We start from the raw sequence: 15,867 nt of genomic DNA on the forward strand, positions 1-15,867 counted from the left end.
AAAGTCTTATTTCAGGACGCAGGATCCGGGGAGGCGCGCGGGCGACCGACGAATTCCTCGCGGTGGACGCGGGCCAGAACGGCGATGTCCACCTCCTCCGCGCCGGCCTCGAGACAGGCGGCTGCACAGGCCGCCAGGGTCGCGCCACTGGTCATCACGTCGTCGATCAGCAGCACGTGCCGCCCGGCGATCCCGGCACTGCGCGCGCGGGCGCCGCAGACCGACACCGCCCCGTCGAGATTGGCAAAGCGTTCCTCGAAGCTGCGCTGGTCCTGCATCGGCGTGCGCCGGGTCCGGGTCAGAAGGTCTGGCACCATCTGCCGTTCGAGATGCCGGGCCGCGACCCGCGCCAGCAGCACCGCCTGGTTATAGGTGCGCCGCAGAAGTCGCGTGCGATGCATCGGCACCGGCAGCACCAGCGTGTTTCCCTGCACGAGCGGCCGCGCCGCCCTGGCCAGCCAGGCCCCGGCGGGCCGTGCGAGATCGGTGCGGTCGCTATGCTTGAGCTGCAGCACGAGCGTGCGGCCCATATCCTGGTAGGTCATCACCGCGCGGCCCCGGGACCAGGGGCGCGGGATGGTCAGACAGTCTTCGCAGATGTCGGTTTCAGTCTCGGACAGCCCCGCAACGGGCACCCCGCAGGTGTTGCAAATCCCCCCGGCGATGAAGGGTGTCTGGCGCAGGCATTCGCCGCAAAGGCCGAAATCGCTGGCGACCGGCGCGCGGCACGTGATGCAACTTGGCGGATAGACCGTCCGCAAGGCGGTTTGCAATTGCCCGTGAAACACTTAAATACGCCTCTCAATTGAAGGTTCATCATGAGCGTACCGCCCCGACTTGCAGATCGTGCCGCCCTGGAGGCGCACCGTGCCCGGGCCCGCAAGGGGACGGGGCCCGAGTCGTTTCTGCATGTCGAAGCTCTCCATGAGGTTCAGGAAAGACTGGACGAGGTTAACAGGAGCTTTACCAAGCCCGCGATCGTGACCGGTTTTCCCGAATTCTGGGCAGATGCCGTGCCGGAAGCCGTGGTCGTGCCCGACACGGAAGTTCTGGACCTGCGCGAAGGCGCCCATGACCTGGTGATCCATGCGCTGGCGCTGCATTGGGCCGACGATCCGGTCGGCCAGCTGGTGCAGGCGCGCCGGGCGCTGAAACCTGACGGGCTGTTCCTGGCCGTGGCCTTTGCGGGCGAGACATTGCGCGAGCTGCGCGTGGCGCTGGCCGAAGCCGAGACCCGACAACGCGGCGGGCTCAGCCCGCGGGTGGCGCCGATGGGCGACCTGAGGGACATGGGCGGGCTTCTGCAGCGGGCGGGCTTTGCCCTGCCGGTGGCCGATCTGTCCCCGCGCGCGGTGGAATATGCCACGCCGCTGCACCTGATGCGGGAGCTGCGCGCCATGGGCGAGACCAATGCCCTGGCCCAGCGCGAGCGCCGGTTTCTGCGCCGCGACGTGCTGGCCCGGGCGGTGGAAATCTATGCCCGTGAATTTCCGGGGGACAACGGGCGCGTGCGCGCTACGTTCCAGTTTGCTTTTTTGACCGGATGGGCGCCTGCGGCGTCGCAACCGCAACCGCTGAAACCGGGCTCCGCGTCCCACAGGCTTGCCGAAGCCCTTGGTTCCGTGGAATTCGACCGAGATATGAACCCAGTGACCGACCCGACCCCACGCAGGGACGGCGATGGCTGACAGAGGCACAGAACCGATGAACATGATGTCCAAGACGACCTCGTCCCACCTGCCCGGTGATCACCCGCCGGTCAATTTCGGCAAGGTCGGCGTGCTGCTGGCCAATCTCGGGACGCCGGACAATTATGACTACTGGTCGATGCGGCGGTATCTGAATGAATTCCTGTCCGACAAGCGGGTGATCGATTACAGCCCCTGGATCTGGCAACCGCTGTTGCAGTTGGTGATCCTGACCAAGCGGCCCTTCAGCTCGGGCGCGGCCTACAAGTCGATCTGGAACGAAGAGGCGGGGGAGAGCCCGCTGATGACCATCACCAAAGATCAGACCGCCAAGATGAAGGCGGCGATGCAGGCCCGGTTCGGCGATGACGTGGTGGTGGATTTCTGCATGCGCTACGGCAATCCGTCCACCAAGTCGAAGGTGGAGGAATTGCAGAAGCAGGGCTGCCAGAAGATCCTGTTCTTCCCGCTCTATCCGCAATATGCGGGCGCGACCTCGGCCACGGCCTGCGACCAGTTCTTCCGGTCGCTGGAGCATATCAAGTGGCAGCCGATCGTGCGCACGGTGGAGCCGTATTTCGAGCATCCGATGTATATCGAGGCGCTGGCCCAGTCCGTGGAGCGCGCCTATGCGGACATGGAGACCCGGCCCGACGTGCTGGTCGCGTCCTATCACGGAGTGCCGAAGCGGTACCTGATGGAGGGTGACCCGTACCACTGCCAGTGTCAGAAGACGTCGCGCCTGCTCAAGGAACGGCTGGGCTGGCCGGAGGGCGAGATCGTGACCACCTTCCAGAGCCGGTTCGGCCCGGAGGAATGGCTCAAGCCCTACACGGTCGAAGAGGTCGCGCGCCTGGCCGAGACCGGCAAGAAGAAGATCGCGGTGATCGCGCCGGCATTTTCCGCCGACTGCATCGAAACGCTCGAAGAGATCAACGAAGAGATCAAGGAGAGCTTCGAGGAGGCGGGCGGCGAAGAGTTCACCTATATCCCCTGCCTGAATGACGACGACGCCCATATCGCGGCGCTGGCCAAGGTCGTGGAAGAAAACCTTGCGGGCTGGATCGCGCCGAAGGGCTGATCCACGGACCTGCGGGCCGCGGCGCGGCCCTCAGGTGGTCACAGCCGGATGATCACACGAAAAGAGGCGGCCCAAGGGCCGCCTCGATCCATAACTAGGTCGGTGCGAAGCGATTAGCTTGCGACAGCCGCCAGAACCGCGACCAGCAGGAGCGGAACAACCCAACCGGTTGCACTGGTGTTGGTTTCTTCGACGATCACCGGCATTTCCATCATGGGCTCTTCCATGGAGCCTGCGGTTGCGGTGGTTGCTGCTGCGGCCAGAGCGGCGGCAAGGACGAGCTTTTTCATGGTTCCCTCCAAAGAGATGCTCACAATTACGACTTGGACACGCCAGAAGACGCTGGTGAGCGTTCTAGACTGTACCTCGTACACTTTTTTTAAGCAGGAGAACCTGCAGAATGCAATCGGGCCAATATCAAGGGCCTTTCGGACAGGTAAATGTCGTCAAAATAGCAACACTCTTGCGCAGTCTCGGGCCATCGGCGGGCGGAATTGATCGGTCTGGCGCATGCTCGCCCGGTTCTCTCAGAAAATTCCGGGGATTGTGACAGGTTCTTGAAGCGCTTTCCGGTGCCTTCCGGCGGCGGCACGTCGAGGCGGCCTGCGCTGAAAACGAACGCGGCGCCACAGGGCGCCGCGGGGAGAGTCGGGGACCGGATCCTCCGGGTCAGATCAACAGGACCTGAGTGCCGACCTTGCACTTGGAATACAGCTCCGCGATATCCTCGTTGAACAAACCGATGCAGCCATTCGACGAGCGGCGCCCGATCTTGCGCGTGTCGTGGGTGCCGTGGATCCGGTAATAGGTCCAGGTCAGGTGCATGGCATGGGTGCCCATCGGATTGTCGGGCCCGGGCGGGATGAATTCGGGCCATTCCGGATTACGCTGCCGCATTGCAGGGGTCGGACGCCAGCTGGGGCCTTCGACCTTCTTGGTGATGCTCGTGCGCCCGGTGCGGGTCAGGTCCTCGGTCAGGGGCACGGAGGTCGGGTAGAGCTTGTACTCGGTCTGATCCTCGGACCAGAAATGCAGCGCCCGGGACGAGATATCGACCAGAACCGCGCCGTTGCGGGTGTTCGAGAAATAGGGCCGCCAGTCCAGCGCGCGGAAGCTGGAGACGTTGCGGCGCACGGTCTGGGTGACGTCCTGCTCAAGCTCGGTGGTGCCGGTCATCTGCGCAAGCGCCGGGCTTGCCAGCAGGGTCGACGCAGCACCGCTTGCCGCCAAGAACCGGCGGCGGGACAAGGGAGAACGATGGTCCTTGGACATGGTCTGACTGCTCCTCAGATGTCACATTGTTGTGCGGAAGATACGAATATCACCGGAAAAGTGCAATTCACACGGCTGTCATGGCCAAAGGGCGGCGAGCCCCCTTGGATCGGGTAGCCAATTTCGCATAGGACAGGGGGAACGACGTAAAAAACCGGGATTGGGGCCATGTTTCGCGTTCTTTTGAGCCTTGCGCTGCTTGCGCTGGCCGCTTGTTCACCGCCGCCGCCAACTTTGGGCGCAGACGGCAAACCCCTGCCGCAGGTCTACAACATCCGCGCCGCAGACACCGGGCGCATCCAGTTCGCCATGCTTGATTCGGTCAACGTGCTGCGCCAGGCGGCGGGTTTGCCGCAGCTGGCCCTGAACGCGGAGCTGACCGCCGCCGCGGCGACCCATGCGCGCGACATGGCCGTGCAGAACCGGCCTTGGCATTTCGGTTCGGACGGATCCTCGCCCCTGGAGCGGGCCGCCCGTGCCGGCTATCCGGGCCAGTTTCGCGGGGAGTTGATCTCGGAAACCTTCGAGACCGAGCTGGAAACCCTGGCCGCGTGGATGGCAGAGCCCGCCACCCGCGACGTGATCCTGGACCCGGCCGCCCGCGACATGGGGTTTGCCTGGTACCAGGAACCCAGCGGCAAACTGTGGTGGACGCTGGTTCTGGGTGGCGCCGGGCCACGGATCGTCCCCAACGCCTGATCCGTCAGGGGTAGATGTCGATCACCGTGCCGTCCTCGACCATGGCATAGATCTCTTCCATCTCGGCGTTGGTGACGGCGATGCAGCCGGCCGTCCAGTTTTCCTCGGTCTGGGGGCCCAGCAGGTTCGGCTGGCCATGGATGAAGATATTGCCTCCGGGGCTTTGACCCATGGCCCGCGCCCGCGCCACGTCCGCCGTGTTGGGGTACGAGATGCCGAGCGACAGATGGAAACTGCTGTTGGGGTTGCGCCGATCGATGCGGTAGCGCCCCTCGGGCGTCTTGCCGTCACCTTCGACCTGTTTATGGCCTTGGGGCGCGAAACCCAGATCGATGTCGAAGCCGCGCAGGACCCTGTCCTCGTTCATCAGGTACATGCGGCGCTCGCCCTTGAAGACGACGATGCGCGTCACCTCCGGGCCTTCATAGTCCAGGAATTTCGAGGATCCGCAGCCGGACAGCCCCAAGGCGAGGCCCAGCAGCAGGACGCGGCGGGAAAGGGTCATTATGGAAGCCTGCTCGAGAGAGATTACAATTTTATTATTGTCATGCAGGATGCCAGATTTTCCGCCGCCGGGCCAATCACGAATTTGGCGGGGGACGTTTCGCGAGGGCCTCTTCGATGGCCTTGAGGCGGGCCATCACCTCGTCGCGGTAGGCATCGGTGGCGGCGACCTCTTCGGCGGAATGGGCCTCCTGCATGGAGTTCACGATCAGACCGACCAGCAGGTTCACCACGGCGAAGGTGGTGACCATGATGAACGGGACAAAGAACATCCAGGCATAGGGGTAGACCTCCATCACCGGGCGGACGATGCCCATGGACCACGACTCCAGCGTCATGATCTGGAACAGCGAATAGCCCGAGCGGCCGAGATCGCCGAACCACTGGGGGAAGCTGGCCGAGAAGAGCTTGGTCGCCATGACCGCGCCGATATAGAAGATGATCGCCATCAAGAGGAACACCGACCCCATCCCCGGCAGGGCGGTCACGAAGCCCTCGACCACCCGGCGCAGGCGCGGAGCGACCGAGATCACGCGCAGCACCCGCAGGATGCGGAGCGCCCGGAGGACCGAGAAGCCCTGCGCGCCGGGCACGATGGCGACCCCGACGATCAGGAAGTCGAAGATGTTCCAGCCGGAGCGGAAGAAGCGCCCGCCCAGCGCGAAGAGCTTGATCGCCAGTTCCACCACGAAGATGCCGAGGCAGATCTTGTCCAGCGTGACGATCAGCCCGCCCGCCGCCGCCATGAGCGCAGGCGAGGTTTCCATGCCCAGGAGCACTGCGTTCACGATGATCACGGTGATGATGAAGTTTCGGATGCGGGGGGACTCGATCCAGTCCGCCAGCCGCGCACGCAGGTCCGTCATGGGGATTTCCTCTTGGTCAGGGCTGGATATGGGGCGCGGTGAAGGCGGCCGCAAGCTCCACATGCGGGGACCAGCGGAACTGGTCCACCACTTGCACCCAGCGCAGGGCGTAGCCCGCGTCGCAGAGCATTTTGGCGTCACGGGCGAAGGTGACCGGATTGCAGGACACGGCAGCGATGCGGTCGGGTTGGGCGGAGGCCAGGGCCGCGGTCTGCGCCTCGGCCCCGGCGCGGGGCGGGTCGATGACCACGGCGCCGAAGCGCGCGAGGTCGTCGGGCAAGAGCGGGCGGCGGAAGAGGTCGCGCGCCTCGGTGGTGACCTTGGACAGACCCGGGGTCTTGCGCCAGCCCGCGTCGAGCGCCGCGAGCATATCGGCATCGCCCTCGACCGCGTGAACCTCGGCGCGGGTTGCCAGCGGCAGGGCGAAGGTCCCGCAGCCTGCGAAGAGGTCGGCGATGCGCCTGGCGGGGCCGACGGCCTCGGCCACCGCGGCCAGCAGGGCGGCCTCGCCCGGGGCGGTGGCCTGCAGGAAGGCGCCCGGCGGCGGTGTGACACTGGCGGGGCCGAAGCGTTGGGCGGGCGGGCGAAGGGTGAGGAACACCTCGCCATCCAGGCTGAGCCGGGCGAGGTCGAGCTTCTGGGTGAGCGCGGTGAGGCTGAGGCGCAGAGCGGGGTCAAGCGGTTTGCCGCCGCGGATGTCCACGTCCAGCCCGGCCTCGGAGACGGTGACGGCGAGGGCCAGTTCCCCTTTGCGAGAGCCTAGGACCGGCAGGAATTCGGCGAGGCTTGGGAGGGCTTCGGTGATCGTGGGGGCGAGCACCTCGCAGCCGGGGATGTCCACGATCGTGTCGCTGGCGCGGGTGTGGAAGCCCAGGAGCGTGCCCTTTTTCAGCCGTCGCCCCGATAGGGTCGCACGGCGGCGGGTGCGCGGCGGCGAGGTCCGGATCGGGCGCATCGGCGCGCTGAGACCGTGGGCGGAGAGCGCGTCGATCACCACCTGCCGCTTCCAGCCGGCCACGAACGGGTCGGCGGCGTGTTGCAAGGCACAACCGCCACAGCGGGCGTAGAGCGGGCACGGCGGCTTTACCCGGTTCGGGGAGGGCGTGACGATCTTGGGCGCGGCGATACGGTCGCCGGTGATCTCGCCCCGGATCTCTTCGCCCGGCAGGGTGCGGGCGGCGTAGACCGGGCCGGGGGCGATTCCGTCGCCGTGCAGGCCCAGTCGGGTGATGGTCAGCGTGTCATGGTCGGTTTCGGGCATGCCTGCGCTTTAGCGGGCGCGCGGGCGTCGGGCAACGGGGTTATTCGGCGGACTACTCAGCGGCCTCGGTCAACCCGATGAAGCCACCCGATTGCCGGTTCCAGTAGCGCGCATAGAGACCGCCCTTGGCCAGAAGCTCCGTATGGGTGCCGTCCTCGACGATCCGGCCCTGATCCAGCACCACGATCCGGTCCATCTGCGCGATGGTCGAGAGGCGGTGGGCGATGGCGATGACGGTCTTGCCCTCCATCACCTGGTTGAGCGCGTCCTGGATGGAGGCCTCCACCTCGCTGTCGAGCGCGGAGGTCGCCTCGTCCAGAACGAGGATCGGCGCGTCCTTGAGAAAGGCGCGGGCCAGGGCGATCCGCTGCCGCTGCCCGCCCGAGAGCTTCACGCCGCGCTCGCCGAGATGGGCATCGTAGCCCGCGCGGCCCGCGTGATCCTGCATCTCCAGGATGAAGTCGTGGGCCTCGGCGCGCTTGGCGGCGGCGATCATCTCGGCCTCGGTGGCCTCGGGACGCCCGTAGAGGATGTTGTCCCGCGCGGAGCGGTTGAACATGGCGGTTTCCTGGGTGACCATGGCGATCTGCTGGCGCAGGCTGTCCTGGGTCACATCGCGCACATCCACCCCGTCGATGGTCACGCGGCCCTCTTCGGTATCGTAGAGCCGGAGCAGAAGGCCTGTGAGCGTCGATTTCCCGGCCCCAGAGGCCCCCACGAGGCCCAGTTTCTGCCCAGGTGCCACGGTCAGGGAGATCCCGTCGATCCCGCCCACATCGCGGCCATACATGAAGGTCACGTCCTCGAAGGCGATGCGTCCGCGACGCGCCTCCATCGCGCTGGCGTCGTCGGCGTCGGTCAGGGCGTGGGGCACGGTCAGGGTGCGCATCCCGTCCTCCACCTCGCCCACATTCGCGTAGATTGCCATGAGCGTGAAGCTGACCCAGCCGGTCATCTGGGCGATGCGGATGGCGATGGCCCCGGCGGCGGCGATGTCGCCTGGCGTGGCAGTGCCTTGTGTCCACAGGATCAGCGTCCCGCCGATCAGCAGCACCGGCAGCACCCCGGCGATGGCCATGAGCCAGAACCGGAAGCTCGACGAGATATAGCCGAAATCGAGCGCCTTGCGCCGGTAGCTGCCCATGGCGTCGAGGGCGGCCTGATCTTCATGTTCGGAATGGCCGAACAGCTTGACCGTCTTGATGTTGGTGACTGTGTCGACCACCTGGCCCGTCACGTTGGCGCGGGCCCCGGCGCGGGCGGCGGAGCGTTTGCGCACGAGCGGCAGGAACGCCCGGATCAGCGCCATGTAGGCCACGAACCAGACGCCGAGCGCCAGCGCGACCCAGGGGTCGATGGTCAGCAGCAAGATCACCGAGCCGAGGATCGAGGCCAGCGCGAAGGCGACCACGTTGATCACCTCGGCGGTGATGTCGGTGACGGCGCGGGCGGTCTGCATCTGCTTCTGCGCGATGCGACCGGCGAAGTCGTTATCGAAGAAGCTGACCGACTGGCCCATGGTCCAGCGGTGCAGGCGCGACAGCACCAGCGGGTTGAGATTGGGTTGTACCACGATCGCATTGGCCGCCGAGGACAGTCCGAAAATCACCGGGCGGATCAGGATGAAGAAGGCCGCGAACAGAAGAACCGTGGGCCATTCACTTGCAAAGAAGCCCTCCGGGCCGGCGGTGAGCGCGGTGTCGATCACGAGGCCCAGAAGGGTGGCGGACAACACCTCCAGCGTGCCGGCGAAGGCCGAGAGCGCGGCGGCGATCCAGAGCACCGGCATCGATCCGCTCAGGCACCATCGCAGGAACGCCCACAGGGTCTGGGGCGGCGGCCCTTCGGCGGGTTGGAAACCGTCGATCAGGTTCTCGATCCGGGACAGGAGCGTCATTCCGCGGCCTCCGCCGTGTTGATGAACCCGCCGGATTGGCGGGCCCAGAAGCTTGCATATAGCCCGCCCGCCGCGAGCAGCCCGGCATGGGTGCCGTCCTCAATGACGCGGCCCTCGTCAAGCACGAGAATGCGGTCCATCTGCGCGATGGTGGACAGGCGGTGGGCGATGGCGATGACGGTCTTGCCCTCCATCACGCCGTAGAGCGTGTTCTGGATGGCGGCTTCCACCTCGCTGTCGAGTGCGGAGGTGGCTTCGTCCAGGATCAGGATCGGCGCGTCCTTGAGGATGACGCGGGCGAGCGTGATCCGCTGCCGCTGCCCGCCGGACAGCTTCACGCCCCGTTCGCCCACATGGGCGTCGTAACCGGTGCGGCTCTGGGGGTCGCGCAGGGTCTGGATGAAGTCATGGGCCTCGGCGCGCTTGGCGGCGGCGATCATCTCGGCCTCGGTCGCCTCGGGGCGACCATAGAGGATGTTGTCCCGCACGGACCGGTGCAGGAGCGCGCTGTCCTGCTGCACCATGCCGATCCGGGCGCGCAGGCTGTCCTGGGTGACGGTGGCGATGTCCTGCCCGTCGATCAGAACGCGGCCCCCATCGGGGTCATAGAACCGCAAGAGCAGCTTGACGAGGGTCGATTTTCCGGCGCCGGAGCGGCCCACGAGGCCGACCTTTTCCCCGGGTTTCAGGGTCAGGGAAATGGCATCGAGCCCGCCTGCGCCCTGCCCGTAATGGTGGCTGAGCCGGTCGAGGGTGATCTCGCCCTTTGTCAGGGACAGGGGCCCGGCGTTCGGTGCATCCACGAGGGTGATGGGTTGGGCGATGGTTTCCATCCCTTCGGCGATCACGCCGAGGTTCTGGAAGAAGGTCGAGACCGCCCACATGATCCAGCCGGTCATGGCATTCAGCCGCAGGGTCAGGGCGGTCGCGGCGGCCACCACGCCGACCGAGGCCGTGCCTTGCACCCACATCAGGATCGCCCAGCCGACCACGCCGACGATAAGCAGGCCGTTCAGGATCACCAGAACAATGTCCATGGTGGTGAAGATCCGCATCTCGCGGGCGAAGGTGGTGCGGGTCTTCTCGATCGCGTCCTTGGCGTAGGCGAGCTCCCGGTCGTGATGGGCGAAAAGCTTGACCGCGTGAATGTTGGTATAGGCATCGACCACCCGGCCCGTGGTCTCGGACCGGGCGTCGGAGCTGGCCTTGGAGGCGGGGCCCACGTTGATGATGGTCCAGCGCACCAGCGCGCCGTAGAGCACGAACCATACGATCAGCGGGATCGCGAGGCGCGGATCGGCTCCGGCGAGCAGGATCGCCGCCCCGATCAGGTAAGCCAGCGCGAAGCTGATCGCGTCGAAGACCTGGAACACCGCCTCGCCCGCGGCGGGCGGGGTCTGCATGATCCGGTTGGCGATGCGGCCGGCGAAGTCGTTCTCGAACCAGCCGACCGACTGGCGGAGCACCTGGCGATGGGCGCGCCACCGGAAGAGCGTGCCGTAATTCGGCAGGATCGCGTTGTTCAGGAGCAACACGTCGAGCGCCTGCAGCGCGGGCCGGAAGAGCAGGATGAACAGGGCCACGAAGATCAGCTCGGTGCCGTGGTCGGCCCAGACGGTTGCCGGGCTGCTGGTCGAGAGCAGGTCGACCACCCGGCCCATGTAGTAGATCAGCGCGATCTCCACCGCCGCCACCAGCAGCGACATGACCCCGGCCACGACAAAGAGGCCGCGAAACGGGCGCGACCAGGAAAGCATGAAGGGCCAGAGGCGCGTGGGTGGGCGATCCGTCTCGGGGTACGCCACATAGGGGTCCACGAGACGTTCGAAAAAGCGGAACATGGGGGCAGTCCTTGGGCTGTCCCTGCAATATAGGGGCCGCGCGTGCAAAAGCCACCGGTGTCACAAGCGCGCGAGCAGGGCCTCCCGGTCGAGGCGGAAGTCCGACGCGCGCCAGGCCGCTTCGAGTATGCCCAGGGCCGCGCCGATGGCCGGGCCTTCGAGATCGGCGGGAAGATCGGCCGCCCGCACCGGGAAGGTCGCCGCGGCCCCCCGGGCGATGTCGGAGCGGGCATTCGGCGGGATCGGCTGGCCAAGGGATGCGGCGCGCAAGGCCAGCACCTCCGCCGCGGTCTCGGGCCCGAGCCGCTGGCCAAGGTGCAGCGCGGTATCATTGCCGCCGCTCTCGGACCGGAGCGTGGCGAGATGTCGGGCCTGTACCTTGGAGAGGCGCAGACCGCCCGCATCCCCGCCCAGCGCGGCAAGGCGGCGGAGGCCGTCGGGCGCAAGATCGAGCGTTGGTTCAAGATGAACGAGCGGTGCCAGCGCGGTATCGGCGGCCCCCGGCAACACCCGGGAGAGGATGCCGCTCTGGCCCATGGAGGCCACGGCCGGGGCCGGATCGGGGGCGGCCAGCAGCTTCAACAGTTCGGCGGTCACCCGCTCCGTCGACAGGGTTTGCAGGCCGTCGGCAAGGGCCGCGCAGGCCGTCAGCCCCTCGGCGTCGATCCCCTTGGCCGGGTCGCCATACCAGGCGGTGAAGCGGAAGAAGCGCAGGATCCGCAGGTAATCCTCGCGGATCCGGGCCTCGGGATCGTCGATGAACCGAACCTTCCGCGCCTCGAGATCCGGCAGCCCGCCCAAGGGGTCGATCACCTCCCCCGCCGCCGTGGCATAGAGCGCGTTCATGGTGAAATCGCGGCGTCGCGCATCCTCGGCCACGTCCTTGGCAAAGGCCACGGTGGCGCGGCGGCCATCGGTGGCGACATCGCGGCGGAAGGTGGTGACCTCGAACGGGGTCTTGTCGAGCACGAGGGTCAGGGTGCCATGGTCGATCCCGGTGGCCACGACCTTGATCCCTGCATCCTCGGCCAGGGTTTGCACCTGCTGCGGCAGGGCGGCGGTGGCGATGTCGAAATCGGTGACCGGCGCCCCGATCAGGGCGTTGCGCACGGTGCCGCCCACGAAATAGGCCGCGTGGCCCGCCCCGGTCAGCACGCCCAGCACGTGCTGCGCGCCCGGATGGGACAGGCGGCTGGCGAGAACGCTCATTGCAGCGCGTCGGCAAACCCCCGCAGGATCCGCGCGGTCGCCCCCCAGATGTAATAGGGACCGTAAGGCACCGTGTAGAAATGCCGCCACTTGCCCTGCCAGAGCCGACGTTCGACCCGGAACCGGGCCGGATCGGTGACATGGGAGAGAGGGACGCGGAACACCTCGGCCACCTCCCCGGCTTCGGGCACCAGCTCTACCGGGTCGGTCACAAGGCCCACATAGGGGTGCATGTTGAAGCTGGTCACGGTCTCATGGCAGGGCAACGCGCCGAGGATGCGCACGGCCTCCGGCGGCAGGGCGATCTCTTCCCAGGCTTCGCGCAGGGCCGCGGCGGTGGGGGAGGCATCGCTTTTCTCGACCTTGCCACCGGGAAAGGCGATCTGGCCCGGATGATGCTTCAGCCGCGACGACCGTTTGGTCAGTACCAGCTCCACGCCGTTCGGCCCCTCGATCAGCGGGACCAGCACCGCGGCCGGACGAAGCTTGCGCTCCTGGGTGAGCCGGAAATCCGGGTTCAGGTCGAAATCGGAGGAGCCGCCGCGCGGGGTGCGCAGGGCCAGATCGACCCGCCGGACAAGATCATCCAGAGGCATCTGGTCCCTCCACCGCCTCGAACCCGAGAGTTTCCGGACGGAATTCGTAATGGGCGCCGCAGAATTGGCAATCGGCGGTGACGATACCCTCGTCCGTGGTCATGTGGCCGATATCCTTGGCGGAATAGATCGACAGGCTTTGCCGCACCCGCGCCTCGGAACAGGTGCAGCCGAACTGCACCGGCAGGGCATCGTAGACCCGCGGCCCTTCCTCGTGAAAGAGCCGCACGAGCAGCTCGGCGGGGGAGACATGGGGGCCGATCAGCTCCATCTCCTCGACCGTGTCGAGCAGGACATTGGCCCGGGTCCAGTCCTCGTTCTCCGCCCCGTCGAGCAGATCGCCATGGTGCAGCAGGCCTTCTTCCCCGCTGCCTTCGCGCGCGGCCTCGGCGGCGGATTTGGGCATGTGTTGTAACATCACGCCCCCGGCGCGCCAATGCTCGGCCTCGCCCGGCGCGGCACTGCGCCCGAAGGAGATCGAGAACCGGGTGGGCAGTTGCTCCGACTGGGCGAAATAGGTCTCGGCACAGGCCGAGAGGCTGCCCCCGGCGATCGGCGTGATGCCCTGGTACGGCTCCATATCCTTGCCCTGGTCGATCAGGATCGCGAAATAGCCCTTGCCGATGGCGGCAAAGCCGTCGGTTTCGCGGGCGAGCCGGTCGGCGTCATAGCTTGCATAGGCGCGAATGCGGGCCGGCGCGCCGGGCTCGGCCGGAGCGTAGAAGTCGGTCGCGATCAGGCGCGCCGGGCCGTCGCCGCGGATCTGCAAAGAGAGCTTCCAGCGCAGCTTGATGGATTGGCCGATCAGGGCCGTCAGCACCGCGGCCTCGGCCACCATGGCCTCGATCATCGGGGGATAGTCATGCTGCGCCAGAACGGCGTCGAGCGTGCCATCGAGCCGTGCCACCCGACCCCGGATATCGGGACGGTCGAGCTGGAACGGCAGGACGGTATCATCCCAGGCGAGTTTTGACGCAAGTGTCATGGAGGGGCCTTCCTTGGGCAGTGCGCGGCTGGCATAGGGGTCAATATAGAGAGGGCCGGTGTGAGGTCCAAGTGCAGGGACACGAGGCTGGAGGCGGGTATGATCAGGCGGTATGGCGAAGCGGTGCGCGCGGGGCAAGCCTACAGGCGGCGGCCGGGGGCCTATGCGCTGCTGGTGCGGGGCGACCAGGTGCTGACCACGGTGCAGTTCGGGCAGGAGACGGAAATCCAGCTGCCCGGCGGCGGGATAGACCCGGGCGAGGCGCCGCTGCCAGCGTTGCATCGCGAGGTTCTGGAAGAGACCGGCTGGACCATGCGACTGGAACGGAAGCTGGGGGTGTTCCGGCGGTTCACCTTCATGCCCGAATACCGGATCTGGGCAGAGAAGCTGTGCCATATCTATCTTGGGCGGCCCGGCTTGCGGGTGGGCCCGCCACTGGAGGAAAACCACCTGCCGCTCTGGCTGCCGATCTCTGAGGCGGCGCAGGAACTGGCAAGCGCGGGCGACCGGGCGACCGTCGCGGCCTATGGCCGAAGCGTCGGGCGGATCTGAAGCGGTATGCCGGGGTCGGATGCTCGGCTCAGCCCCTGCCGAAATCGAGCACCAAGGCGGAGATGTCGTCTCCGAAATCAGTGCTCTGCGCGAACCGCTCCAGGTCGCGCGGCAGGATGTCCATCAAGGCCGGGCCGTCGAGATCCCGGTGCTGCGCGAACCAGGCGGCCAGGCCGTCATCATCAAGCATGTTTCCCGCCGGATCGGTGCATTCGGTGAACCCGTCGGAGACAAGCAGCACCCGGTCGCCCGGCGCGAGCGTCGCGGTGAAGCTGGTATAGTCGGCGCCATCCAGCAGACCGATCGGCAGGCCCCCTTCACCCAGAAGATCGGACCCCGCCCCGTTGCGCAGCAAGTGCCCGTGGGGATGACCGGCCTGAACCATGCGCAACACACCGGTATCGATGTTCAGGATGCCCAGCATGATCGTGAAGTAATGCTCGGTCTCCATCTCTTCGAGGAGCAAACGGTTGAGGTCAGCGGCCACGGCACCGGGGTCGCGCCCCACCGGTTGGCCCGCCCCGTCAGCCTCGATCGCGATGTTCTTGCCGGGCATGGACCCCGAGAGCACCCCGGCAAGGCGCGCGGTCATCAGTGCCGAACTGACCCCGTGGCCGGAGACATCGAGCGAATAGAGGCCCACCTCAAGATCGTTGATCGGGAAGAACCCCACGAGGTCACCCCCCACGTGACCGCTGGACTTAAGCATCAGCGCAAGATCGGCCCGTCCGAACGTGCCCGTCTTGTCCCGCACCAGTGACTGCTGCAGCTTCTTGGCCTCGATCAAATCACTGTCGAGCGCATGATAGAGCGTTTTCAGCTCTGCCAGGGTTTCGGAGATCAGGTGGTTCTTCGTGGTCAGTTCCCGTTCCATCCGCATGACCCGCTCACCAGCCGTGATTCGCGCCATGAGTTCGACCGCATGAACCGGTTTGGACAGGAAATCGTCGGCCCCGGCATCGAAGCCCTGCGCGATCTCATCCTTCTCCGACTTGGTGGTGAGCAAGATGATGTAGACGTAGTGCTCCGACTCGACAGCGCGGAGTTTGCGACACAGGTCCGGACCGGACAGGCCGGGCATCATCCAGTCGCTTATCACGATATCGATATGATTCTGGCTGAATATCTCGAAACCGTGATTGCCATCCTCGGCCTCGAAGACATCGTAGCCTTTCTTCTTCAAGGCCATCGACAGGATGCGCCGCTGCAATCGGCTGTCATCCACCACGAGAACCTGCAACCGGCGCCCTGCGCTGGTCTCCGGCGGGTGGGTTGGGCTTTGCACGTTGGGAATCATACAGTCTCGCTCACTACGCTTGGCCAAGCTCTAAAGCCTCGCGCTTAACAGAGCGTGAAATCTAAAATGCCCCTCAAAATCCCCCTCCCGGTCAGGAAACCTTAACGGGATAGGCCTAA

Annotated in this window: 16 protein-coding genes; 4 read left to right on the plus strand and 12 right to left on the minus strand. The window is 66.3% G+C overall.

Annotated features, from left to right (window positions below):
* Positions 1-11: 11 nt before the first annotated feature.
* Entirely contained in the window at positions 12-788 is a 777-nt protein-coding gene (locus PVW48_RS14905; protein WP_274581900.1) for a double zinc ribbon domain-containing protein, read from the minus strand.
* Between the two features lie 30 nt (positions 789-818).
* Here PVW48_RS14905 and PVW48_RS14910 point away from each other — a divergent pair, with 30 nt between their 5' ends.
* Together PVW48_RS14910 and hemH are read left to right on the plus strand one after the other, a co-directional pair.
* Positions 819-1,688: a methyltransferase domain-containing protein gene (locus tag PVW48_RS14910; protein WP_274581901.1), complete on the plus strand. Its 870-nt coding sequence runs from the start codon at positions 819-821 to the stop codon at positions 1,686-1,688.
* Positions 1,681-2,769: a ferrochelatase gene (hemH, locus tag PVW48_RS14915; protein ID WP_012180154.1), complete on the plus strand. Its 1,089-nt coding sequence runs from the start codon at positions 1,681-1,683 to the stop codon at positions 2,767-2,769. The genes PVW48_RS14910 and hemH overlap by 8 nt, the downstream gene beginning before the upstream one ends.
* Before the next feature lie 113 nt (positions 2,770-2,882).
* Here hemH and PVW48_RS14920 read toward each other — a convergent pair whose 3' ends face one another.
* Entirely contained in the window at positions 2,883-3,059 is a 177-nt protein-coding gene (locus PVW48_RS14920; protein WP_044028134.1) for a hypothetical protein, read from the minus strand.
* 379 nt (positions 3,060-3,438) lie between these two features.
* Positions 3,439-4,041, minus strand: a complete 603-nt coding sequence (locus PVW48_RS14925) for a L,D-transpeptidase (protein ID WP_012180153.1) — start codon at positions 4,039-4,041, stop codon at positions 3,439-3,441.
* A 168-nt stretch (positions 4,042-4,209) separates the two neighbouring features.
* Here PVW48_RS14925 and PVW48_RS14930 point away from each other — a divergent pair, with 168 nt between their 5' ends.
* Positions 4,210-4,740: a CAP domain-containing protein gene (locus tag PVW48_RS14930; RefSeq protein ID WP_274581902.1), complete on the plus strand. Its 531-nt coding sequence runs from the start codon at positions 4,210-4,212 to the stop codon at positions 4,738-4,740.
* A 4-nt stretch (positions 4,741-4,744) separates the two neighbouring features.
* On the opposite strand, the gene PVW48_RS14935 is transcribed toward PVW48_RS14930, so the two are convergent.
* From PVW48_RS14935 to hslO, 8 genes are all read right to left on the minus strand, one after another.
* Positions 4,745-5,245 carry a L,D-transpeptidase family protein gene (locus tag PVW48_RS14935; RefSeq protein WP_274581903.1) on the minus strand — a complete coding sequence of 167 codons (501 nt, stop codon included), beginning with the start codon at positions 5,243-5,245 and terminating at the stop codon, positions 4,745-4,747.
* 76 nt (positions 5,246-5,321) lie between these two features.
* Complete coding sequence (locus PVW48_RS14940) at positions 5,322-6,110, minus strand: ion transporter (protein WP_012180150.1); 789 nt, start codon at positions 6,108-6,110, stop codon at positions 5,322-5,324.
* A gap of 16 nt (positions 6,111-6,126) precedes the next feature.
* Positions 6,127-7,371, minus strand: coding sequence for a class I SAM-dependent RNA methyltransferase (locus PVW48_RS14945; RefSeq protein ID WP_274581904.1), 1,245 nt, complete (start codon positions 7,369-7,371; stop codon positions 6,127-6,129).
* A 52-nt stretch (positions 7,372-7,423) separates the two neighbouring features.
* Positions 7,424-9,268 carry an ABC transporter ATP-binding protein gene (locus PVW48_RS14950; protein ID WP_274581905.1) on the minus strand — a complete coding sequence of 615 codons (1,845 nt, stop codon included), beginning with the start codon at positions 9,266-9,268 and terminating at the stop codon, positions 7,424-7,426.
* Entirely contained in the window at positions 9,265-11,109 is a 1,845-nt protein-coding gene (locus tag PVW48_RS14955) for an ABC transporter ATP-binding protein (RefSeq protein ID WP_274581906.1), read from the minus strand. Before PVW48_RS14955 ends, PVW48_RS14950 begins: the two co-directional genes overlap by 4 nt.
* 60 nt (positions 11,110-11,169) lie before the next feature.
* On the minus strand, positions 11,170-12,318 hold the full coding sequence (locus PVW48_RS14960; protein ID WP_274581907.1) for a CCA tRNA nucleotidyltransferase: 1,149 nt from the start codon (positions 12,316-12,318) through the stop codon (positions 11,170-11,172).
* The gene (locus PVW48_RS14965) at positions 12,315-12,914 is read right to left on the minus strand and encodes a CoA pyrophosphatase (protein ID WP_012180145.1); all 600 of its coding nucleotides are present in this window, start codon (positions 12,912-12,914) and stop codon (positions 12,315-12,317) included. The genes PVW48_RS14960 and PVW48_RS14965 overlap by 4 nt, the downstream gene beginning before the upstream one ends.
* On the minus strand, positions 12,901-13,899 hold the full coding sequence (gene hslO / locus PVW48_RS14970; RefSeq protein WP_274581908.1) for an Hsp33 family molecular chaperone HslO: 999 nt from the start codon (positions 13,897-13,899) through the stop codon (positions 12,901-12,903). The genes PVW48_RS14965 and hslO overlap by 14 nt, the downstream gene beginning before the upstream one ends.
* Positions 13,900-13,998: 99 nt before the next feature.
* On the opposite strand from hslO, the gene PVW48_RS14975 reads away from it, so the two are divergent.
* Positions 13,999-14,451 carry an NUDIX hydrolase gene (locus PVW48_RS14975; protein WP_012180143.1) on the plus strand — a complete coding sequence of 151 codons (453 nt, stop codon included), beginning with the start codon at positions 13,999-14,001 and terminating at the stop codon, positions 14,449-14,451.
* Between the two features lie 28 nt (positions 14,452-14,479).
* Here the strand turns inward: PVW48_RS14975 and PVW48_RS14980 are convergent, their stop codons facing one another.
* On the minus strand, positions 14,480-15,748 hold the full coding sequence (locus PVW48_RS14980) for a PP2C family protein-serine/threonine phosphatase (protein ID WP_274581909.1): 1,269 nt from the start codon (positions 15,746-15,748) through the stop codon (positions 14,480-14,482).
* Between the last annotated feature and the right edge of the window lie 119 nt (positions 15,749-15,867).

This window comes from Dinoroseobacter sp. PD6, assembly GCF_028807315.1.
In the GTDB taxonomy this organism is placed as follows: domain Bacteria; phylum Pseudomonadota; class Alphaproteobacteria; order Rhodobacterales; family Rhodobacteraceae; genus Dinoroseobacter; species Dinoroseobacter shibae.